At 70.2% G+C, this 21,797-nt stretch carries 19 protein-coding genes; 10 read left to right on the forward strand and 9 right to left on the reverse strand.

Going from position 1 to position 21,797, the window contains the following annotated elements; all coding sequences use genetic code 11:
- Positions 1-28: 28 nt before the first annotated feature.
- The 9 genes from OZ403_RS03690 to OZ403_RS03730 all read left to right on the forward strand — a co-directional run bounded on the left by OZ403_RS03690 (position 29) and on the right by OZ403_RS03730 (position 8,765).
- On the forward strand, positions 29-430 hold the full coding sequence (locus OZ403_RS03690; protein ID WP_140787276.1) for a hypothetical protein: 402 nt from the start codon (positions 29-31) through the stop codon (positions 428-430).
- Positions 423-683 (forward strand): DUF5985 family protein, encoded by a 261-nt coding sequence (locus OZ403_RS03695; protein WP_140787277.1) that lies wholly within the window; start codon positions 423-425, stop codon positions 681-683. The genes OZ403_RS03690 and OZ403_RS03695 overlap by 8 nt, the downstream gene beginning before the upstream one ends.
- A gap of 6 nt (positions 684-689) precedes the next feature.
- Positions 690-965 (forward strand): DUF5985 family protein, encoded by a 276-nt coding sequence (locus tag OZ403_RS03700; RefSeq protein ID WP_140787279.1) that lies wholly within the window; start codon positions 690-692, stop codon positions 963-965.
- 103 nt (positions 966-1,068) lie between these two features.
- Entirely contained in the window at positions 1,069-3,576 is a 2,508-nt protein-coding gene (locus OZ403_RS03705; RefSeq protein ID WP_268783482.1) for a sensor histidine kinase, read from the forward strand.
- Positions 3,561-4,337 carry an ABC transporter ATP-binding protein gene (locus OZ403_RS03710; protein ID WP_140787283.1) on the forward strand — a complete coding sequence of 259 codons (777 nt, stop codon included), beginning with the start codon at positions 3,561-3,563 and terminating at the stop codon, positions 4,335-4,337. The genes OZ403_RS03705 and OZ403_RS03710 overlap by 16 nt, the downstream gene beginning before the upstream one ends.
- 2 nt (positions 4,338-4,339) lie before the next feature.
- Complete coding sequence (locus tag OZ403_RS03715; protein ID WP_140787285.1) at positions 4,340-5,143, forward strand: ABC transporter permease; 804 nt, start codon at positions 4,340-4,342, stop codon at positions 5,141-5,143.
- Between the two features lie 260 nt (positions 5,144-5,403).
- Entirely contained in the window at positions 5,404-5,952 is a 549-nt protein-coding gene (locus tag OZ403_RS03720) for a hypothetical protein (RefSeq protein WP_268783483.1), read from the forward strand.
- Between the two features lie 385 nt (positions 5,953-6,337).
- A complete protein-coding gene (locus tag OZ403_RS03725) occupies positions 6,338-7,384 on the forward strand; it encodes a serine/threonine-protein kinase (RefSeq protein ID WP_268783484.1) in 1,047 nt (348 codons plus the stop codon).
- A gap of 76 nt (positions 7,385-7,460) precedes the next feature.
- On the forward strand, positions 7,461-8,765 hold the full coding sequence (locus tag OZ403_RS03730; protein ID WP_268783485.1) for an ABC1 kinase family protein: 1,305 nt from the start codon (positions 7,461-7,463) through the stop codon (positions 8,763-8,765).
- 13 nt (positions 8,766-8,778) lie between these two features.
- Here OZ403_RS03730 and OZ403_RS03735 read toward each other — a convergent pair whose 3' ends face one another.
- Positions 8,779-9,186 (reverse strand): response regulator, encoded by a 408-nt coding sequence (locus OZ403_RS03735; RefSeq protein WP_140853004.1) that lies wholly within the window; start codon positions 9,184-9,186, stop codon positions 8,779-8,781.
- 149 nt (positions 9,187-9,335) lie between these two features.
- On the opposite strand from OZ403_RS03735, the gene OZ403_RS03740 reads away from it, so the two are divergent.
- Entirely contained in the window at positions 9,336-9,998 is a 663-nt protein-coding gene (locus OZ403_RS03740; RefSeq protein ID WP_268783486.1) for a response regulator transcription factor, read from the forward strand.
- A 178-nt stretch (positions 9,999-10,176) separates the two neighbouring features.
- On the opposite strand, the gene OZ403_RS03745 is transcribed toward OZ403_RS03740, so the two are convergent.
- From OZ403_RS03745 to OZ403_RS03780, 8 genes are all read right to left on the reverse strand, one after another.
- Positions 10,177-10,965: a dienelactone hydrolase family protein gene (locus OZ403_RS03745; RefSeq protein ID WP_140853005.1), complete on the reverse strand. Its 789-nt coding sequence runs from the start codon at positions 10,963-10,965 to the stop codon at positions 10,177-10,179.
- Between the two features lie 197 nt (positions 10,966-11,162).
- Entirely contained in the window at positions 11,163-12,197 is a 1,035-nt protein-coding gene (locus OZ403_RS03750) for a methyltransferase (RefSeq protein WP_268783487.1), read from the reverse strand.
- Positions 12,194-13,042 (reverse strand): tryptophan 2,3-dioxygenase family protein, encoded by an 849-nt coding sequence (locus tag OZ403_RS03755; RefSeq protein ID WP_268783488.1) that lies wholly within the window; start codon positions 13,040-13,042, stop codon positions 12,194-12,196. Before OZ403_RS03755 ends, OZ403_RS03750 begins: the two co-directional genes overlap by 4 nt.
- 87 nt (positions 13,043-13,129) lie before the next feature.
- Complete coding sequence (locus tag OZ403_RS03760) at positions 13,130-13,534, reverse strand: response regulator (protein WP_013936116.1); 405 nt, start codon at positions 13,532-13,534, stop codon at positions 13,130-13,132.
- The gene (locus OZ403_RS03765; protein ID WP_140787304.1) at positions 13,527-16,472 is read right to left on the reverse strand and encodes a response regulator; all 2,946 of its coding nucleotides are present in this window, start codon (positions 16,470-16,472) and stop codon (positions 13,527-13,529) included. Before OZ403_RS03765 ends, OZ403_RS03760 begins: the two co-directional genes overlap by 8 nt.
- A 3-nt stretch (positions 16,473-16,475) precedes the next feature.
- Positions 16,476-17,636, reverse strand: a complete 1,161-nt coding sequence (locus OZ403_RS03770) for an FIST signal transduction protein (protein ID WP_268783489.1) — start codon at positions 17,634-17,636, stop codon at positions 16,476-16,478.
- A gap of 29 nt (positions 17,637-17,665) precedes the next feature.
- The gene (locus tag OZ403_RS03775; protein ID WP_140787309.1) at positions 17,666-19,561 is read right to left on the reverse strand and encodes a cytochrome C; all 1,896 of its coding nucleotides are present in this window, start codon (positions 19,559-19,561) and stop codon (positions 17,666-17,668) included.
- A gap of 225 nt (positions 19,562-19,786) precedes the next feature.
- Positions 19,787-21,631: a sensor histidine kinase gene (locus OZ403_RS03780; protein WP_268783491.1), complete on the reverse strand. Its 1,845-nt coding sequence runs from the start codon at positions 21,629-21,631 to the stop codon at positions 19,787-19,789.
- Positions 21,632-21,797 lie beyond the last annotated feature (166 nt).

The raw sequence follows: 21,797 nt of genomic DNA on the forward strand, positions 1-21,797 counted from the left end.
CACAAAATAACATGGGCAAGGTGGACGTGTGAGTGACGCCGGAATCCCACAGCGGGTCCAGCGCTTCATCTCGACGCACATCGACTCCCTGGAGAAGTTGGAGGTGCTCCTCCTGCTTCGTGCGCGCGCGGACAGGGAGTGGACGGCATCGGCGGTGAGTCTGGAACTGCGCATTACAGATGCTTCCGCCACCTCCAGGCTGGAGGACCTGACGAACCGACGCATGTTGGTGAGTGATGGTGCCTCACCTCCGTCGTATCGCTACAGTCCTGAGTCGTCGGAGGATGTGCAGGCGGTGACGGAGCTGGCGGCGGTGTACGGCGCGAAGCGCGTCAGCGTCATCTCCTTCATCTTCTCGCGGCCGCTGGACAAGGTGCGAGGCTTTGCCGAGGCATTCATCCTGAAGAAGGACAAGGACGGCGATGGCTGAAGCAGTCTACATCCTGTGTGCGTTGACGAGCGTGGCGTGTGCGGTGCTGCTGCTCCGCGCCTACAAGCGCACGGGCATGCGGCTGCTTTTGTGGAGTGGGCTGTGCTTCGTGGGCATGGCGGTCAGCAACGTGCTCCTCTTCGTGGACCTGGTGCTGCTGCCCGCCACCATCGACCTGTACATGCCGCGCCTCATCGCCACGTTGTCCAGTGCCTCTGTCCTGCTCTATGGCCTCATCTGGGATGCGTCCTGAGGTGCCATGATGCTCAAGCCCATGCTCAACGGTGCGGTGGCGATGGCGTGGCTGGCGAGCGCGCTGTTCTTCCTGCGCTTCTGGGTCCAGTCGAAGGACCGGCTCTTCGCCTTCTTCGCGCTGGCCTTCACGATGCTGGCGGGCAACTCGGTGGTGGCGGCGCTGCTGGACGCGGATGACGAGCGGCGTCACTACATCTACGTGGCGCGGCTCTTCGCCTTCCTGCTCATCCTCTACGCCATCTGGGACAAGAACCGCGCGAACCGCCACGGCTCCGGGTAGGGCCGCGCCGTTGTCTGGCAGGTCATCTGGCTGACAGTTGTCTCGTACCTGCGTCCGAGCACCGTTGTCGCAGGTGGAGGGGCGTCATTATCTCCGGCACCCCATGTCGCGCCGCCCTTCTTCATCCTCGCGGCCCGCGTCCGTGGACGAGCGCGAACCCGAGCGGTCCGTCTCCACGGAGCCGGACGCGGTGTGTCCGCCGCGAGGGCTGGAGTCCCAGGTGGGTGGGGCCGGGAAGGCCGTCCGCTTGCGCGGCAGTGACGACGCGGAGGAGCGCCTCGCGTTCCTGGCCAGCGCGGGCGAGCTGCTGTCGTCGTCCCTGGATTCGGGCACGGTGCTCCAGCGGCTGGCGGAGCTGGCCGTGCCGCTGCTGGCGGACTGGTGCGCGGTGGACGTGCTCACGGCGGACGGACGGGTGGAGCGGGTGGCCGCGGCGCACCGCCTGGCGGAGCAGGTGCCGCTGGTGCACGAGCTGGCGCGCCTCCAACCCCTGGACCTGACGGCCAAGGGCGGCATCCCGGAGGTGCTGCGCACCGGCAAGGCCGCCCTCCTTCCCGAGGTCCTGGACGCGATGCTGCCGGGTGTGGTGCTCACGGAGGCGCAGCTGGAGGTGGCGCGGCGCCTGGGCATCCGGGCGGGCCTCATCGTGCCGCTGCTGGCACGAGGCCGCGTGCTGGGCGCGCTGTCGCTGGTCCGGGGCGACTCGGACGGCGTGCCCGGCGCGTCCGACCTGGAGCTGGCATTGGAGCTGGCCCGGCGCGCCAGCCTGTCCCTGGACAACGCGCTGCTGTACGCGGAGGCGCGCGGCGCGCAGCAGCGCACCGAGCGCCTCCAGGCCATCACCGCGGCCCTGTCCCGCGCGGCCACCGCCGAGGACGTGGCCGAAGCGCTGATGCGCGAGGAGCTGCGGCCCGCGGGCCCGGCGCGCGGCGCGGTGCTCGGCATGCTGGAGGATGGCCGGCTGCACGTGCTGGGCTCCTTCGGCTACGCGCCGGCGGTGCTGGATGCCCTGCGAGGGCTGTGGGCGGACCAGGTGCCCGGGGTGGACCGGGCGCTGGAGCAGCTGGAGCCGCAGTGGTTCTCCACCCACGCGGCGGTGCCGCGCGCCGTGCCCGAGTGGGCGCGGGACCTCGTCCAGGGGATGGGGACCGGGGCCTGGGCGGTGCTGCCCTTGAAAGTGGAGCACCGCATCCGGGGCTTCCTGCTGTTCGCGTGGGACGGGCCGCAGGTGTTCCTCGCGGAGGAGCGCGGCTTCCTGTCCTCGCTGGCGCAGCAGTGCGCGCAGGCGCTGGAGCGCGCGGCGCTGTACGAGGCGCTGCGTGAGCGCGGCGGCAAGCTGCACCTGGCGCTGGAGGCGGGCAAGGAGGCCGAGGAGCGGCTCTTCTTCCTGCTGGAGGCGAGCCGCGCGCTGGCCGAGCACCTGGACGACGTGGAGTGGACGCTGGAGCACCTGGCGCGAGTGGCCGCGCGAAACGTGGCCACGTACTGCCTGGTGGAGTTGATGGGGGCGGACGGCGTGCTGCGCGGCGTGGCCGCGTCCCACCGGGAGCCGGAGCGGGACGCGTCGGTGCTGGCCTCGCTGTCCCCTTCATGGGTGGAGGGCACGCTGAATCCGGCGCGCGAGTGCTTCCTGTCGGGGGAGACGCGCTTTTTGCCCGAGGTGGGGCCGGAGCTGCTCGAGCGCATGTGCCAGGGGCCCGAGCACCGCGCGTTCCTGGAGGCGCTCAATCCGCACTCGCTGCTCGCGGTGGCGGTGCGCATGCGGGGACGCACGCTGGGCGTCATCACGCTGGGCACCGCGGCCCCCTGCCGCCGGTTGGTCACCGCCGACGTGGCCATGGCGGAGGAGCTGGCGCGGCGCGTGGCGGTGGCGCTGGAGAACGCGTCGCTGTACCGGGACGCGCAGGCCGCGGTGCGTCTGCGCGACGAGTTCCTCTCCGTGGCCAGCCATGAGCTGAAGACGCCGCTCACCAGCCTGAAGCTCCAGCACGGCCTCATCGACCGCGCCGCCATCGGGGACGTCGGGGACAAGGTGCGGCCCCGGCTGGCCACGGCCGTGCGGCAGGTGCAGCGGCTGAGCGCGCTGGTGGACAGCCTGCTGGACGTCAGCCGGATTTCGCTGGGGCGGCTGATGCTGGAGCCGTCCGACGTGGACCTGGGCCAGGCGGTGCGCGACGCGGTGGACCGCATGGAGGAGGTGTTCACCCAGGCGGGCTGTCCGGTGCGGGTGGAGGTGCCGGGCCCGCTGCCGGGGAAGTGGGATTCGCTGCGGCTGGACCAGGTGCTGGTGAACCTGCTCACCAACGCGGCCAAGTACGGCGCGGGCCGGCCCGTCCTGGTGGAGGCGGCCCTCGAGGGCGAGGAGATGGTGCGGGTGTCGGTGCGTGACGAGGGTATCGGCATCGCCGCGGAGGACCTGCCGCGCCTGTTCGGCCGCTTCGAGCGCGCGGTGTCCGACCGGCACTATGGCGGCCTGGGACTGGGGCTCTACATCAGCCGGCAAATCGTGGACGCCATGGGCGGCCGCATCGAAGTGGAGAGCCGGCCCGGGCTGGGTTCCATCTTCACCGTGCGTCTGCCCCGGTCCACGGCACAATGCGCGCCATGGTGACCGTGGGAAGGGCGGATGTGCCCAAGGTGTTGTCGGTGGCGAAGCTGCGGAAGGAGTACGGTGGCAAGGCCGCGGTGGAGGGTGTCTCCTTCGAGGTGGGACGCGGAGAGATTGTCGGGCTGCTGGGCCCCAACGGCGCGGGGAAGACGACCACCATCAACATGGTGCTCGGCGTGCTGCAGCCCACGTCTGGCACCATCCACATCCAGGACCTGGACCTGGCGGCGCAGCGCTCCGCCGCGCTGGCGCTGACGAACTTCGCCGCCGTCTACTCGCCGCTGCCGGGCAACCTCTCCGTGTACCAGAACCTGCGCGTCTTCGGCCTCATCTACGGGGTGAAGTCCCTGGGGGCTCGCATCGCGGAGTTGCTGGAGCAGTTCGACCTGGTGAAGTACCGCGACGTGAAGTGCGGCGTGCTGTCCTCCGGAGAGCAGACCCGCGTGGCGTTGGCGAAGGCGATGCTCAACCGTCCGCACCTGCTGCTCCTGGATGAGCCCACCGCGTCGCTGGACCCCGCGACGGCCCGCGACATCCGCGCCCGGATTCGCGAGTTCGCCTCGCGGGACACCGGCGGCGTGCTGTGGACGTCCCACAACATGTACGAGGTGGAGGAGGTCTGCGACCGGGTGTTGTTCCTGGCACGCGGCCGGGTGCTCCTGGAAGGCAACCCGCGGACGCTGCCCGGCGAGCACGGCCAGGCCTCGCTGGAAGAGCTCTTCATCACCGTGGCGCGCGAGCCGCTCGCGCTGGAGCGGAGCTGACCATGCACCTGCACCGGGCCGCCGCCGTCGCGCTTCGCCACTACTACCTCCTGCGAGGGAGCCTCGCGCGCTTCCTGCCACTCTTCGCATGGGTGGCCATCGACATGGTGCTGTGGGGCTTCATGAGCCGCTACCTCAACACCGTCACCTCTCAGGAATACAACTTCGTCCCGGTGCTGCTGGGCGCCGTCCTGCTGTGGGACTTCTTCATCCGCGTCATGCAGGGCGTGACGATGGTGTTCTTCGAGGACGTGTGGTCGCGCAACTTCCTCAACATGTTCGCGTCCCCGCTCACCATCTCCGAATACCTGGGCGGGCTGGTGCTCTCCAGCATCGCCACCAGCACGCTGGGCTTGTTGGTGATGCTGGTGCTGGCCAGCACCGTCTTCGGCCTGTCCTTCGCCGCGTACGGCGTGCTCTTCGTGCCCTTCCTGCTGGTGCTGTTCCTGTTCGGCATCGCGCTGGGCATCTTCGGCTGCGCGCTGGTGCTGCGCCTGGGCCCGGCGTCGGAGTGGTTCGTCTGGCCCATCCCCGCGCTGCTGTCGCCCTTCGCCGGCGTCTTCTACCCGCTGTCCACGCTGCCCGCGTGGATGCAGGCGGTGTCCCATCTGCTACCACCCTCGTACGTGTTCGAGGGCATGCGCACGCTCGCGGCGGGGGGCGCGTTCCAGGTGTCCACGCTGCTGTGGGGGGCTGGCCTCGCCGTGGTGGAAATCCTGCTCGCGTGCGCCTTCTTCACGCGGGTACACCGGCAGGCCGTGCGCACCGGACTCATCGCGCGATACAGCGCTGAAAGCGTGAGCTGAGACAGGACGTTTTCAGTCGTGCTGTCGACACAGTGAGGGCGTGCGCAAACGCGTGGCCGGTGGGGCCGTGGGCGAGTCTATTCTCCGTGGTGGCTGTATCCGCGGGGGGCCGAGTCCTGGACGAACCGCGCTTGTGACTCCAGATGCCGCGCCCCTGCCCGCGGACTGGTGTCGACATGTGCAAGGTGGTGGTTGAGGTCGTCGTGGAGGAGGCCCGGCGTGGGTGGCAGCACTCGCACACCCGAACCTGGAGCATACCGATGCGAAGCCTCAATCCTGTTTTCTCGTCCGCGGTGGTGATGGCCCTGTGCTCACTGCTCGCGGGCGGTTGTGGCGGTTCACCGTCGGGCGGTGAGTCCCCGGACACGCAGACCCCTCAGAGCGGCGGGCTGGGCGGCAAGGCCGGCGAAGGAGGCCCTGTCTTCGGCGACGAGCCGACGTACCCCGGGGACGATGACGCCACGCCGGGCAAGGTCACCATCTGCCACATTCCCCCGGGCAACCCCGCCAACGCGCACACCATCTCGGTGTCCACGTCGGCCTGGCCGGCGCATGAGCGGCATGGAGACACACGGGGCCCCTGCGACGGTGACGCGGGCACGGGCGGCGAGGAGCCGGATGCCGGCGGTGGCGAGGAGCCGGACGCGGGCACGGGCGGCGAGGAGCCGGATGCGGGCACGGGCGGCGAGGAGCCGGACGCGGGCGCTCCGGTGTGCGGGCCCATTGGCGCGGCCTGTGGTGAGTCCGCCGCCTGCTGCTTGGGGCTGATGTGCGGCGAGGACAACACCTGCGATCCCGTCATCGGCTGACGTGGATGAACGCACCTCCCCGTCCGCAGCTGGGCGGGGAGGTCCGCCGCGCTCGGCTCACGGGCGCGGACGCGCGTTGAGCGCAGCACACTTGCCGAGGCTCCAGACGGTGGCGCGACGTCCGCCATGGAACTCCCGCGAGGCGTGCGTGCTCCGCCCAACAGAGCGGTCGTTGCGCGTTCGACGCACGTTCCGAAGTGCGTCGCGAAACGCGCCGTGACGGCGTTAGGGTTTCAGCTCAAGGAGGGGGACATCGGAGCGCCAGGACGCGCGTTCCGAACGGGCACTGTCACATCTTCCGAAACCCATTTCGCGCTGGCTCGTGCGTGGGCCCACTGGCTGCTGGCCAGAGCGGGGCGCCTGTCGCGCGAAGGATGTTGGCATCATGTCCCGGTTGGATGTCACCACCTCCATTCCCGTGTTCACCCAGACCTTCCGGTCCACGTGTGGCTGTGTGCCCGAGCACGGGGGGACCTGCGAATGTCCGGCCCGGGCGCGCGCGCGTCGTGCACCCTTGGAGTGTCCGCCAGCCTTCATGGTGCCGCCCGCGAGGGAGGCCCCGCTTCCGTCCTCGGCGGCCTCGCTGGTGGGACAGCAGGTGGGGCACTTCCGGCTGCTGCGCGAGCTGGGCCGGGGGAGCCTGGGCATCGTGCTGCTCGCGGAGCACGCGCTCATCCAGAAGCGCGTGGCCATCCAGGTGCTTCACACGCACGTGACGCAGGACCCGGCGCAGGTCGCTCGGTTCCTTCAGGCGGCGCGCACGCTGACGCTCATCCAGCACGCGCACATCGTCTCGCTCTACGACCTGGGCATGCGCGATGGGCGTCCCTACCTCGTCAGGGAGTACCTGGAGGGACAGAGCCTGACCGCCTTCGCGAAGGGGCCGCTGGCGTCCGCGCTGGTGGTGGACCTGCTCACCCAGGTGTGTGACGCGCTGGGCGCCGCGCATGCGCACGGCATCGCCCACGGCAGTCTCAATCCCACCAGCATCTTCCTCATCCCCGACGCGAATGGCCGCCAGCACGTGAAGCTGCTGGACTTCGGCATCGCCGGGTTGCTCCCTCCCTCCGACAGCGCCGCCGACCTGCCGGTGGCCGCGGACCTCTTCGCCGTGGGCGTGCTGGGTGCGTTGCTCGTCTCGGGCCGGCTGTCCTCGCGCGGGCACGCGGCGGAGGAGCCGCATCCTGGCCACGCTCGGGAGGTGCCACCGCTGCCGGCGGGCATCCCGTCGGCGCTGTCACGCGTGCTGCTCAAGGCCATGGCGCGCCGCCCGGTGGACCGTTATGCCAGTGCAGCCGAGCTGCGCGCGGCCTTGCAGGCGTCGGTGGCGCTCGACGGCGGCGTGGCGCATCCAGAGGCCCTGGAGCTGGAGCGGCTTCCCAGCTGGTACACGCGCCGGGGGCCGCCGGGGGCCGCGCCCGCCTCCAGGTAGGGCGGCCTGGCTGTCTCGGCGGGGCGTCATGCCTTGCGTCTGGCGGGGCCCTCCTCGTTAATCCACTTCAGCTCCCATGGCCTCCGACCCCGACGACAAGCTTCCTCCCCAGGGCCGCTTCAACCGCCTGCGCAAGCTGGCGGGCCTCTCCGTGCAGGTGGGCGCGGATGTACTCAAGAGCGGCGCGAAGCGCCTGTCCGGGAGCACGCCCGACCTGCTCAGCAAGGAGGCCGCGGAGAAGCTGGTCTCCACCCTGGGCGAGCTGAAGGGGGCCGCCATGAAGATGGGGCAGGCCATCTCCATGGACCCGGACCTGCTCACCCCCGAGGTGCGGCAGGTGCTGGCGCGGCTGCAGAACCAGGCGCCCTCCATGTCCTACGCGCAGGTGTCGCGCGTGGTCCAGGCGGAGCTGGGCGCGCCGCCGGAGTCGCTCTTCCGCGAGTTCAGCGAGGAGCCGTTGGCGGCCGCGTCGCTGGGGCAGGTGCACCGCGCGGTGCTGGAGGACGGCCGGGCGGTGGCGGTGAAGGTGCAATACCCCGGCATCGACGTGTCCCTGGCCCACGACATGGCGAACCTGGGCATCGTGGCGAAGACGGCGTCGACGGTGCTGCGCGTGTCCGATGCCGGCGCCTACTTCCAGGAGTTCCGCGACGAGATGCTGCTGGAGTTGGACTACCTCCGCGAGGCCGAGCTGGCCGAGGGCTTCGCGCGCAGCGTGGCGAAGCTGCCGGAGCTGTGTGTGCCCGCCGTCATCTCCAGCCACAGCGCGAAGCGGGTGCTGACGCTGGAGCTGCTGGAGGGGCTCACCCTCAAGGACTGGCTGCCGACGAATCCCTCCAACGAGGAGCGCTTCCGCGTGGCGCGCCAGCTCATCCTCGCCACCTACGGGCCCTTCTTCGGCGCGGGCGAAATCCACGCGGACCCGCACCCGGGCAACTTCATGGTGATGCCGGATGGGCGGCTGGGCCTGCTGGACTTCGGCTCCATCAAGCGATTCTCCACGCGCTTCGTGGACGTCAACCAGCGCATGCTCCGGCAGACGATGCGCACGGAGCCGTTGGACATCCTGAGCCTGAGCCGGGAGGTGGGCTTCACCGTGGAGCTTCCGGACGAGGAGGCCGAGGCCCTCATCGCCGAGGTGCTGCGCATCGCCGGGCGGCCCATGCGCCTGCCGGACTACGACTACGCGGTCTGCGAAATCAACCGCGACATGCGCCACCACTTCTCTCGCAACGCGCCGCGCTTCCTGAAAATCAGGCCGCCACCGGAGGCGATGATGTTCTTCCGCTCCACCGGTGGGCTGGCGCAGAACCTGAGGCTCATCGGCGCGCGGGGGGACTTCCGCGCTGTCTTCCTGGAAGTGACGGACCTGCCCGCGTGAGGCCGGCGCCGCGCTAACGCGTGGCCGGCACGGCTTCCGAGGCTGCGGGCTTGAGGTGGAGCGCCTCCAGCCGCTGGGCCAGCTCCTCGCCCTGCACGCTCTTGCAGATGTAGCCGTCCGCGCCCGAGGAGCGCGCCAGGGCGCGCAGCTGGGATTCGTCCGACGCGGAGTAGAGGATGAACTTGGTGCCCTTGGGCGCCTGACCGCGCGCGAGCGTGAGCACCTTGTCGCCGCTGAGCGCGGGGATGTTCACGTCCAGCAGCACCAGGTCCGGCTGGGTGGTGCGCACCAGGTTGGACACGCCCAGGGAGGAGCGGTGGGTGCGGACGTCGAAGCCAAAGGCGGAGAGCGTGCGCTCCGCGAGGGAGAGCTGGTCCTGGTCATCGTCCACGATGAGGACGCGAATCTTCGTCTCCGGCATGGCTTCCCCCTTCAGCGTGCGGATGGCACTGCGGGTGCTTCCTGACGGGGGAAGTATCCTCCAGACGTCATTCCCTGTCGCCCCCCACATGAGGGAATCCCCTTAGAGGGGTTGAATCGCAGGGGACGAACGGGGAGGGTGGAAGGGCCATGGAATCGGAACGCATCCGGGTGGCCATCCTGGAGGACCAGCAGGTCTTCCGGGAGGCCCTGGTGGCTGTGCTGGAAGGCGCGGGCATGGACGTGGTGGCGGGCTTCGGGGAGCCCGCGCCGTTCTTCGCGCGCGTGCGCGAGACGCTGCCCCACGTCGCGCTGGTGGACCTGCGCCTGGAGCAGCCGGGGTGGGACGCGTCCACCAGCGGGGTGTCGGCGCTCCAGTGTCTGCATGACTTCTTCCCGGCGGTGAAGCCGCTGGTGCTGTCGGGCCACCGCGAGGCGGAGGTGGTGGAGCAATGCCTCCAGGCGGGCGCGGCCGGCTACCTGTGGAAGCAGAACGTGGGCTGCGCGGAGGTGGTGGAGGCAGTGGAGCGGGTGGTGCGTGGCGAGCGGCTGCTGCCCGCGGGGCTGGCGTGGCCCCAGCCGGAAGCGTCGCCGCAAGGTGAGCTGGGCCGGCTGACGCCGCGCGAGCGCGAGGTGCTGGGCTACATCGCCGCGGGCGCGGACAACCTGCGGATCGCCGCATGCCTGGGCATCACCGAGCGCACGGTGAAGGCGCACATCACCGCCATCTACAAGAAGGTGGGTTCGGAGAACCGCACGCAGCTGGCGGTCCTCGGGTGCCAGTTGGGTGTGCAGCGCCCGGCAAGCCTCTGAGTCCGGAGGGCTTGCGCGTCAGACCGCTGGGCACTGGGAGCGCGCCACGACTGGTGGCACCGTCGAGGTGCCCGGGCGTCAGGCGCGCTCGCGTCTTCTCCCCCCACGCCAGGGCGTCCGCTGGGGGCCAGGGCAGCGTTGCTGGCTGCCCTGGCCCGCTATGTGGAAAGCCGGTGCTTCAGCTCCCGGCGGCGCGCGGCGCGGGCAGGGAATCCCAGCGCGGCGCGCCCAGGTGCTGGAGGAACCAGATGCACGCCAGGTCCACCATCTGCGTCAGCGTGCCGGGTTCCTCGAAGCGGTGCGTGGCGCCGGGGATGACCTCCAGGCGCTTCTCCGTCGTCATCGCGGCGTAGGTGCGGCGGTGGGGCTCCTGCGCGGACGTGTCCTCCGCGCCGACAATGAGCATGGTGGGCGCGCGCACCCGGGCCAGCGTCGCCCCCGGCTGCGCCAGGCGTCCGCCCCGGCACACCACCGCGTCCACCGCCTCCGGCCGCATCGCCGCGGCGGCCAGGGCCGCGGCCGCGCCCGTGTACGCCCCGAAGTAGCCGATGCGCAGGGCGCTGGTGCGAGGCGCGCGCCGCAGCCAGCGCGCCACGCCCGCCAGGCGTCCGCCGAAGAGGCCCAGGTTGAAGCGCAGGTCCCGCTCGCGGCAGGCCTCCTCTTCCGCCGCCGTCAGCAGGTCCACCGCCAGGGTGGCCAGCCCCTCGTTCTGCAGCAGCCGGGCGACTTCCAGGTCCGTGGCTCCGCGGCGGCTGCTGCCGTGGCCCCGGACCATCACCACCACGCCAGTGGCGCCCGGAGGCACCTGGAGCAGGCCCCTCAACTCCACCCCTTCCTCCACGGGGATGCGGACCTCTCCGTCCGCGGCGGGCGGCGTCCAGCCTCCCGTGCCTTGCGGCTGTGTCACCAGCCCGCGGACCGCCTTCTCCGAGCCTTCATCCGACCTGCGTGAACCCTGCTTCTTCATGCGGAGTCCCTCCTCTTTGTCGGACTGCGTCGCTGCCGTGCTACACGCGCTACGGACTGGAAGATTGCAGAAGCCGTGCCAGGGTTTCACCGGACACGGGGTGAGCCCATTCTACCAGCGCTCCCTGGCGCGGTGCGGTGGGGCCGGTGACACTTGGGGGACAAACAGGTGGACCCACCTGTGGGGTCCTGTCGTTTTTACCGGTGGGCCAGGATGAGCTCGAAGGGGCCGGGCAGGACTTCGACGTCCTTGAAACCCGTCTCGTCCAGCACGCGCAGGTAGTGCTCCACCTCGCGCAGGCGGCTCACGCAGGTGTCCACGCCCATGAGGAAGTAGGACCAGAAGAACTGGGCCGCCAGCCGCTCCGGGGTGCGGAACTCCTCGCAGATGAGGACGCGGCCACCGGGTGGGAGCGCGTCGCGCGCGGCCATGAGCAGCGCGCGCGCCGTGTCCGCGGGCCAGTCATGCAGCACCCGCACGAAGCAGAGCGTGTCGTAGCCGCCGGGCAGCGGTTCCCGGAGGAAGTCTCCGCCCTGGAAGCCCAGGCGCTCGGGGGAGAGGCCGAAGCGCTCGCGCGTGTGCGCCACCAGTGGCTCGGTGGCGGGCAGGTTGAACACGTCCACGTGAAGGCCCGGGTGCTCGCTCGCCAGGTGGGCGGCCAGCGTGCCGTCACCACCGCCCACGTCGAGCACATGGCCGCCGCGCTCCCAGAGCCGGTCGCGGTGGGCGCGGAACGTCTCCAGGATGGGGGGCAGGCCCGCGGCCATGCTGGCCTCGAAGCCCGCCACCTGCTCGGCGGTGCGCGGAGGCCAGTCGAAGGCGGCGGGGGGCATGGAGCGCTCACCGCGCAGCACCTGGGGCAGTTGCCCGTGCAGCTCGTGCCAGGCGTAGCGCTCCCGGTCCTTCTCCAGGGACTGCGGGCCCAGCACGGCCTGGGCGGCCGCGCGCAGGCCGGGGATGGCCTGGTAGCGCGCGGACTCCAGGGCGTCGGTGGGCTGCTCGCGCCGCACCAGCCCCAGGCTCTCCAGGCAGTCGAGCAGCTTGTAGAGCCGCACGGGCACCAGCCGGTGCCGCGCCGCCAGTTCTCCCAGGGTGACGGGGCCCGGCTCCAGGGCGTCCAGCAGCCCCAGGTCCAGGGAGGTCCTCAACACGTCCACGGCGCGGGCGCCGTTGTACAGCAGGTGGAGCAGTGCGCGAGGGGTGGTGGCCAGGGCCGTGGCCTCCCCCTTCATGGCTGTTCCGCCTGCATCCTAGCCGCGTGCGCCATGGGGCAGCCGCCGCCTGGAGGGGCCCGGTTGGCGCCCGGGGCGATGCCGCCCTCGCGTTGCCACCCGGACGTCAGCTCCAGCCGCACGTCCCAGAGCTGGCGGAACAGCGGCAGCGTCATCCGCCCCGCGAGCACCTGCGTGGGCAGCCCATCCAGCGCCTTCACGGAGCGGTCCACGCCGATGGTGCGGCGCACCAGCTGGAAGTGGGCATGGAGCCAGCCCTGGAAGGCCTCGTCCATGTCCACCAGCTGCTCGCAGATTCGCTTCAAGTCGTCCGGGCCACCCGCGGTGTACACGGACGCCAGCGCCAGCCCGCGCCGCGCGAGCAGTCGGTCCAGGGCGCCTTCCAGACCCTGCGCCACCCGCCGCAGCATGTTGTAGCCGGGGGACTCCTGGCCGCTGCCGTTGCCCAGGCTGCGCCGGATGACCTGGTAGGTGTCCGGCGTCATCGTCTCCAGGATGGCCAGCTCCTGCTTCACTGCCTGGAGCACCCGGCAGATGCGCTCCAGCCGCGACGAGGCAGCCCACAGCGCGTCCCGGTCCAGCTCGGCCACGACTTCCACCGCCTCGCGCGAGGCCAGCTTCAGCCAGAGCTCCTGCGCCTGGTGCACCACCTGGAACATCAGCTCGTCGTGGGCGACGCGCTCGCCGTCCGGCGCCTGCAGCGACAGCAGCGTGGGTGTCTTGAGGTAGACCTCGTAATCGAGCTCGCCCTTGCCCACCCACTTCTTCAAGAGGGGGTTGAAGAGGGGTTCTGCCAGTTCGAGTCGTAGTCTTTCAGCGTAACTGTAATCGATGGACGCGCTCATGCGGCCCTCCTGAGTGGGGGGGTAGCTCGGAAGGTGTGGAATCGCGGGCACCGTCCCAACGGTACCCGCGGGCATGTCATCCGGCGTTCAGGGGGCGGGCGTCGGGGTGGGTGGCCGGGGCTTCAGGTGGAAGGCGCGCAGGCGCTGGGCCAGCTCCTCGCCCTGCACGCTTTTAGAGATATATCCGTCCGCACCGGACGCGAGCGCCAGTGAGCGCAGCTTTGATTCGTCGGATGCTGAATAAAGGATGAACTTCGTCTTCGGCAGCGCGTACTGGCGCGCCAGGTTGACGACCTTGTCGCCCTTGAGGGCGGGGAAGTTCACGTCGATGAGGACGAAGTCCGGCTCCACCGAGCGGACGAGGTTGGAGACACCCAGCGCGGAGGTGTGCGTGAGCACCTCGAAGCCGTAGGCGCTCAGCGAGCGCTGTACGAGGTCGAGCAGGTCCGGGTCGTCGTCCACCACCAGGACGCGCGCTTTTTCTTCAGACATGGGTTCTCCCTAGATGCTTTCGAATCATCTCGAGCAACTGGTCACGATCAAGGGGCTTGGTGAGGTACGCGGTGCAACCGGCCTCGTGTGCCTTGTCCTGGTACTCCCGCCCCGCGTGTGCCGTCACCGCGATGACGGGAACATTGGCCGCGGCGGGTAGGGCTCGCAACCTGCGGGTGACTTCCCAGCCGTCCAGGCGGGGGAGCGACAGGTCCATCAGGATGAGGTCCGGGGCGTCGCGGATGGCGCGCTCCAAGCCGTGCTCGCCGTCCTCCGCTTCAATGACTTCGAAGTGGCCGTTGAGGTAGCGGCGGACGATGTCGCGGTTCTGCGCGCTGTCCTCCACATAGAGGATGCGGGCCAGCTTGCCGGCGCTGGCGGCGCGCTGGGACAGCAGCAGGCCCTTGGCCTGGGCGATGACGTCCTCCAGCGCGTGGCCGCCCTTCTTCACGAAGCCGGCGAAGCCGTCACGCAAGAGGGCCTCTTCCTCCGCGGAGAGCGTCTTGCCGGTGAGCACCACCACGGGCACCTGGAGCTTCTCCGCGCGCAGCCGGCGCAGGACTTCGAAGCCGTCCAGGTTGGGCATCATCAAATCCAGCACCACCAGGGCGGGCGGGGAGACGCGCGCCTTGAGCAGGGCGTCCTCGCCGCTGCGGGCCTCGGAGGTGGAGAAGCCGGCGCGGCGCAGGTTGCGGCTGACCAGCTCGCGGGTGGCCGAGTCGTCGTCCACCACCAGCACTTCGCCCACGCTGGTGGTGGCGCCAGGGGCCTGGTGGAGGCTTCGCTGCACCACCTCCACCAACCGCTCCGGCTCCACCGGTTTGACGAGGTACTCGCACGCGCCCAGGGAGAAGCCGCGCGCGCGCTGCTCCTCCACGGAGATGAGGATGACGGGGATGCCGGCCAGCGAGGGCTCGCTCTTGAGCTGGCTGAGCACCGACCAGCCGTCCAGCTTGGGCAGGTGGATGTCCAGGAGGATGGCCTGGGGCCGCAGCTCGCGGGCCCGCTTGAGGGCGGCGATGCCGTCCTCGGCCACCACCACCTTGAAGCCGGCGGGCTCCAACTGCCCGGCCACCAGCTGCTGGATGAGCGGGTCGTCGTCCACCACCAGCACCGTGCTGCCCGGCTGCGCCATGGTGCCCACGTGCTGGGCCACTTCCGCCACGGGCACGCCGCGCTCCAGGTGCGGCCCGCCGCCGTTGTCCGGCGACTCCAGGGTGGTGGGCAGGCGCACCGTGAAGGTGGTGCCGCGGCCCAGCGTGGACGTCACGGACACGTTGCCGCCCAGCACGCGGGACAGCTCACGGACGATGGCCAGCCCCAGTCCGGTGCCGCCCACCTTGCGCGTGGTGGAGCCGTCCACCTGGCGGAACTTCTCGAAGATGAAGGGCAGCTGGTCGGACGGGATGCCGACGCCGGTGTCCTCCACCGTCATGATGACTTCGCCGCCCGCGGGGACCAGGCTCAGCGACACCTCGCCCGCGTCGGTGAACTTGGCGGCGTTGCTCAGCAGGTTGAGCATGATCTGCCGCAGCTTCAGCGCGTCCGAGCGGAGCATGCGGGCGGACGGGTCGATGTTGGTGGTGAGGGCCACGTCCTTGCCCTTGAGGTACTCCTTCACCGTGGCCAGGCACTCCTCGGCCAGCTCCTGCACGTCCACCTGCTCGGTGACGACCTCCACGCGGCCGGACTCAATCTTGGACAGGTCCAGGATGTCGTTGATGAGCGCCAGCAGCGTCTTCGCGTTCGTCTTCACGACGTTGAGGTCGCGGCGGCCGTGCGCCGTCAGCCGCTGGCCCTCCTCGCGCATCAGGAGGTCGCAGTAGCCGATGATGCCGTTGAGCGGGGTGCGGATTTCGTGGCTGAAGTTGGCCAGGAACTCGCTCTTGAGGCGGGCGGCGGCCTCCGCCTCGCGGGCGCGCTCCTCCTCGTTGCGCTTGGCCACCGCCAGCTCCTGGGCCAGCCGGTCCAGGTCCTCGTTCTGCTGACGGATGATTTCCATCTGCAGCGCGCGCTGCTGGTAGGACGCCAGCGAACGGGCGGACACGGCGCGCGTGCGCTTGATTTCCTCCAGGCTGGCGGCGAGCTGCTTGTTGGCCGCCTCCAGCTCCGCCTTGGACGCGCGCAGCATCTCTTCATGCTGCTTGCGCTCGGTGATGTCCTCCGTGACGCCCATCACGTAGCGGGCCACGCCGTGCTCGTCGAGCAGGGGCAGCTTGCGCGTGGCGAAGATGCGGTCCACGCCGTCGGCGCGGGCCACCTCCTCGAAGGACCTCATCTGCTTGGATTCGAGAATCTCCGAGTCGATGGCGATGAACGACTCGGCCTGCTCCTTGGGGAAGTAGTCGTGGTCCAGCTTCCCCAGCAGCCACTGCTTGGTGACGCGGAAGGCGTCCGCGAACGTCTTGTTCGCCACCACCAACCGGCGCGTCTGTGCGTCCTTCACGAAGAGGACGAACGGAATCGCGTCGATGATGTTTTCCATCAAGTAGTTGGTGCGCTCCAACTGCACCGCGGTGGCGGTGTGGCGGCGGCGGTCCGCCGTCATCCGCAGCTCGCGCTGCACCACGGGCACCAGCCGGCTGAAGCGGTCCTCGGTGATGTAGTCGAGCGCCCCGGCGCGCACGCTGGCCTCCAGCGTGTCCTCGCTCCAGTCGCGCGACAGCACCACGAAGGGCAGCTCCTTGCCGTGCTTGCTCCACAGCGCCTGGACCTCGGCGAAGCCCATGTCGGGGACTTCCGAGCCGCACAGCACCAGGCCCCACGTGCGTGACAGCGCGGCCTCCGCCGCGGCCGCCGTGGTGGCGCGCTCCGTCACCACCGTCACGCCCGCGCGCTGGAGGGCTTCCTCCACGCGCTGGCACTCACGCTCGCCGGCCACGAGCAGGAGGGACGCATTGTCCGCCGGAGACTCAGAGGGAGGCTGCGAGGAGGCCATGGCTCAGTTCGCCCCGAAGACCAGCGCGGTCAGCGTGGTGTTGATGTGGAACCCCGAATAGATTTCGAAGTGCACGTTCATACCAGCGGCGGTGGGCGCGGCCTTCAGCGTTTCCGCCAATTGCTGCGCGGTGTTGGTGGCGCTGGCGTACCACATGCGTCCACCACAGTGAAAAAGCAGGGCGGCCTGGGGGTTCTGGACCCTGCGGGGTACCTCGTCGGTGAAGAAGCTGCGCGTCATGCCGGCCATGTCGCCCAGCTTCATCAGCTCCAGCTCGGTGCCTTCCTCCAGCAGGTTGGCGAAGAGGATGGAGCCATCCTCCTGCGGGCTCCAGGCGGCGCGGATGAAGTATTCGCGGCCCACGCGCAGGGCGGTGGGGCGCACGGCGAAGCCGCGGGGCGTGCCGAACTCCAGCTCGTCCACGCCCACGCCCAGGATTTCCGCGTAGCGTTTGGCCGCCGGGTGCCCGTCGATTTCGAGCGCGCGGGTGTGGCTCTCATCCACCTTGGTGATGGTGAGCTTCTCACCGGTGGGCACGTACCAGTGGGAGCGGAGCGCGGCCCAGGGCGCGCTCGTCTTGAAGAGGGCCACCAGCACCGCGTCGGTGGCGACCTCGCCGTCCACGTGGACCATGGCGGACTGCTTGGCCGGGTCGCGGTTGGTGTCGCTGGCGCCGCCGCCCACCAGCACCAGCGTCTGGCACTTCTCGAGGATGCCGAGCAGCAGCTCTTCCTTCTTGTAGCGGAAGCCGTCGTCAATCACGAGGCCGACGAACCGGCGCGGGTCCAGGTCCTGCTGCCGCACGCCCAGGTCCTCGCACGCGCGCTTGATGGAGGCGGCGCCCGCGCTGATGGCGTCCACGGACAGGCCGGTGCCCAGGCCCAGGCCCACCTCGAAGTCACCGAAGAGGGCGCTCATCACCACGCTGCCCTCGTGGATGCCGGTGTTGTCCAGCTCGCCCGCGGTGGTGGCGCCAATCAGGCGCGTGCCCGCCGGCAGCCGCTGACGCACGGCGCGGTTGAGCGCGTGCTGGTCACGCTCCCGCGAGGCGAACATCGTCACCAGGCGGGGCGTACCGCTGCCCAGCTGACTCAGGAGGTCCTCCGCGGCGGCATCTGGCTCCCTCAGCGTGGTGCGAGCCGTCTGCATCTTGACCTGAGCCATGGAGGAACTCCGGGGTGCGCGAGCGGGGGTTAGAGGCCGCTGCCGGGGTGCCGAGTATGACAGGCGCCGGTGCACTGCTGGAAAGACTCAGCGCCCCCCCCCACGTACATGCTCTCGATGGGTCCAAATTGCGCCACGTGACTGTCCGGGTAGCTCTTGTGGCAGGACAGGCATGCGGCCTTGCTCGTGCGCTGGATGCTCTCCTTGGTGAGGTGACAGGACGAGCACTGGTGGAGCGGTGCGTCAAAGCGGTTGGACCGGGAGTGGATGAAGTGGGTGCGCACGAAGATGGGGCCCTCCAGCTCGAAGGCGAGCGGGGCGTGGCACCCGGCGCACGCGGCGCGGTTGTCGTTGGCGTGCAGCACCACGCTCAGCTCGCCGCCCTTGCTGTGGCAGGAGGTGCAGGGGCCGGTGGTCAGCTTGGGCTGGGTGCGCTGCGGGGTCCCCACCTGGATTTCAATGGTCGTCGTCCCGGGGATGTCCTCGCCCAGGTACGCGCGGCGGCCCTTCACCGTCACCAGGTAGGTGCCGGGCACCGCGTTGTCCGGCAGCTTGAACTGCCAGGTGTCCGTGTTGGGCTGGTTCCAGAGGTTCGGGTCCACGAAGGCGCCGCCGAAGAGGACGTTGGCGAAGGGCAGGGTGGCGAACTGGGAGAAGACGCCGTCGCGCTCGGGCGTGGCGACCACCTGCTCGTCCACTTCGGGGTCCAGGAAGGCCTCCAGGGCGACGATGGAGCGGATGGGCTGGATGTTCTGCGCCGGCCCGATGATTTGCGTCATCAGCATGCGCTCGCGGTGCTTGCGCCGGTAGTAGGTGGTCGTCGCGTCGAAGAAGGCCCGGTAGTACTGCAGCCCGGAGTCGGTGCCGTCGGGGGCCACTTCGTTGTAGGGCGGCAGGTATCCCTTGTCGTGGAGCCGGTTGCCCGCGCCGTCCCGCAGGGTGAGCTGGAAGCTGATTTCCGTGCCGGGGGCATAGGTGCCGTCCGGGCGAGGCGGGGTGAGGGCCTCCACGCCAATGCGGAAGCCGTAGGTGTAGCGCCCGTCGCGCACCTGCTCCACCGGGATTTCGTAGGGCGCGGCCGGACGCAGGCTCCAGCGCAGGCGCAGCGTGCGGGTGTCAGAGCGCAGCGTGAGCGTCTGGCGCTGGGCGTGCTCGTACGCGTTGCGCAGCTCCAGGATGGCCTCTTCCTCGAAGTCGGTGGAGGCCGAGCAGTCGTCGGGCGTGGCGCAGCCGGAGGCCGTCTGGATGCCGCGGAAGCGGCGGATGAAGAAGTCATCCATGCCCGCACGGCGCTGATGCTCGGTGCCCGCGTTGAGCAGGATGGGGACGCCGGTGAGCCGGCCGCGCGAGTCCACCGGTTCCACGATGAAGTGGCTGGGCAGGTCCATCCACGCCGCGTTCCGGAAGAAGCGGCGGCGGGTATAGGGCCCCGGGGCGCCAATGGACTCCTGGTCCACCTGACGCACGCCCCACCAGCCCAGGCCGCCGAAGTCGCTCTGGGCGATGAGGTTGCGCAGGCCCTCGTCCCGGGTGGAGGTGACGAAGGTGCGGATATCAATCTGGTTGATGAAGAAGGTGGAGCCCTCGCGCACGCGCAGCGGCTGTCCCACGCCGTTCTTCACCTCGAGCGCCAGCGCCACCGCGGGCGTCTTGTTGCCAGGCCACGGCCAGCCACCCAGCAGCGACTGGGGGTCCGCGTCCAGGAGCGTCTTGTCCGCGGACCGCGCGTCCAGCGAGGCCGTCTCCAGCGAAGCCGTGTCCAGCGAGGCCATGTCCAGCGCCTGCGCGTCCAGCGAGGCTGCGTCCGGGGCATCCTGTCCGCCGCAGGCGAGCATCAGCCCCGCGAGCGACGCGAGCAGGGCCCGGGGGGCTCCAAGTCCACCCATGGTGCAACTCCTCGTACGTGTAAAAGCCGACGCCGCCATGGCGCCTGGGGCCAGTGGGCCGTGTAACCCGTCGCCTATGGGGCGGTGTGGGCTGGGCCTCTCCCGTTTCCGGGTTTCCCCGGTTCGAGCCTTTTTGGCCGTACGAAGATTATCTGCAACCAGCAGATTTGTTCAACTTCTGGGAAAACAATCCGCCTGGAGTCAAACCTGCTGTGTTTTCAAGGAGATGAATGCCTGCCCCGCAGGGCCGCCTCACCTACAAGGTCATACCTGTACTTCATTCACTGAGCAGGATTCCTTGTTTGTCCTGCGGGGAAGTTCAATTGTGAATTCCGCGCCTTCCCCGATTCGACTCTGGACGTGGATGGTGCCCCCGTGGGCTTCGACGAGTTGGCGGACGATGTAGAGCCCCAAACCGGTGCCGGGGTGCTGTCCGCCGGCATGGACGCGCTGGAAGCGGTGGAACAGGCGCTGCTGTGCTTCCACGCCAATGCCGATGCCGCCGTCCCGGACGGCGAAGCGGACGCAGTGGGTGTCGGCCTGGACGCGCAGCTCCACGGGGTGGCCGCGGCCGAACTTGAGGGCGTTGCTCAGCAGGTTGGTGACGACGCGGTCCAGGCGCTGCCGGTCCCACTGGCCGGTGGCGCCTTCCTCCACGCGGATGCTGAGGGCGCAGCCCGCGGCGTTGGCCTGGTCGCGGTGGCGCTCCACCACCTCTCGCACCAGGTGCGCCAGGTCCAGCGGCTCCGTGTCCAGCACCATGCGGCCCGCCGACAGGCGGGACAGGTCCAGGAGGTTGTGCACCAGCCGGCCCAGGCGCAGCGTCTCGCCCTCGGCTCCGGCCAGGCCTTCGCGCAGCCGCGTGTCGGAGGTGCCGGCGCTCTGCATGGACATGCGCCGCAGCCGCAGTTGGAGCGAGCTGAGCGGGTTGCCCAGGTCATGCGCGGCGATGCCAATCAGCTCCAGCGCGCCCTGGGCCTGCGCCAGCAGCCGGGCGTTGTCGAGCGCGAGCGCGGCGCGCGCCGCCAGCTCCTCCATGAAGGCCCGGTCCACCTCGCCGAAGCGGCGGTGCGTGCCGGTGGACATCAAGCACAGCGCGCCCAGCACGCGCGAGCCCACCGCCAGCGGCACCGTGAGGGCGGACGTCACGCCCAGCGCGCCCAGCAGCTCGCCGTGCGCGCTGCCTTCCAGCGCCGGCGTGAGACGGGCGCTGTCTAGCTCCGGCAGCAGCTCGCTGCGGCCCGTGCGCACCACGCGGGAGGGGCCCACCTCGCCGTCCTCCGGACAGCGCAGCAGCGGCTCCCACATGCGGTGGGTGGCGGCGATGTCCTCGCAGGCCACCGCGTGCGGACGCACCGTGCCGTCCTCGGAGGGGAGGAAGAGGATGCAGGCGTCGGCCACCTCGGGCACGCACAGTCGGGTGAGGGCCTCGCCCACTTCGCGCGCGCCTGACAGCGGCTGGAGCACGCGACCGGCTTCCGCGAAGAGCGCCTGGGCCCGCTCCATCCGGCGGCGCTCGGTGATGTCGCGTGTCACCTTCACGAAGCCGCGCAGTCGCCCGTGCGCGTCGTACAGCGCGGTGAGCAGCGTCTCCGCCCAGAAGCGGCTGCCATCGCGGCGCACCCGCCAGCCCTCCGCCAGCAGGCGCCCCTCGCGCGCGGCCCGCTCACGGTGCGCGCGGGGCACGCCAGCGGCCACCTCGTCCACCGGATAGATGCGGTCCGCGTCGCGTCCGGCGAGCTCCACCTCGGACCAGCCCGTGAGGCGCTCGGCGCCCGCGTTCCACGCCGTCACCCGGCCGTGCCGGTCCAGGAAGCACAGCGCATAGTCCGTCACCCCGTCCATGAGGAGCTGCAGGTGCTGCTCGCTGGACTCGTGGCGCGCGTGCAGCGGCGCCAGCGCGCGGTGGAGCACGAAGCCCAGCGCCGCCACGCAGGCCAGACCCAGCAGCCCCGCCAGCACGGCCTGGGGCAGGGCGCCGTGGCCCACGGGCGTGCTGGCTTGCGCGTAGACGGCGGACAGCAGCGTCGCGAGCAGCAGCAACCCGGCGAACAGGCAGGCGGACAGGCCCGCGCTCACTCGCTGAGCGAACGTCCAACGGCGCATCATGTGTGGCTCCCCCCCAAGGCACCCTGTCGGGCGTGCCGTCGGTAAGGAAAGCATCACCCATACTGCACGCTGGAAGACATCGTCCTGGTGGACGGGGTGGGTCCGCCCCAGGGGGGCTCGGGCCGTGCGGTGCGGGCCTCCGGAGGGCGCTCCGTCCGACGAAAGG

The organism is Myxococcus sp. NMCA1 (assembly GCF_026810205.1).
Taxonomy (GTDB): Bacteria; Myxococcota; Myxococcia; order Myxococcales; family Myxococcaceae; genus Myxococcus; species Myxococcus xanthus_A.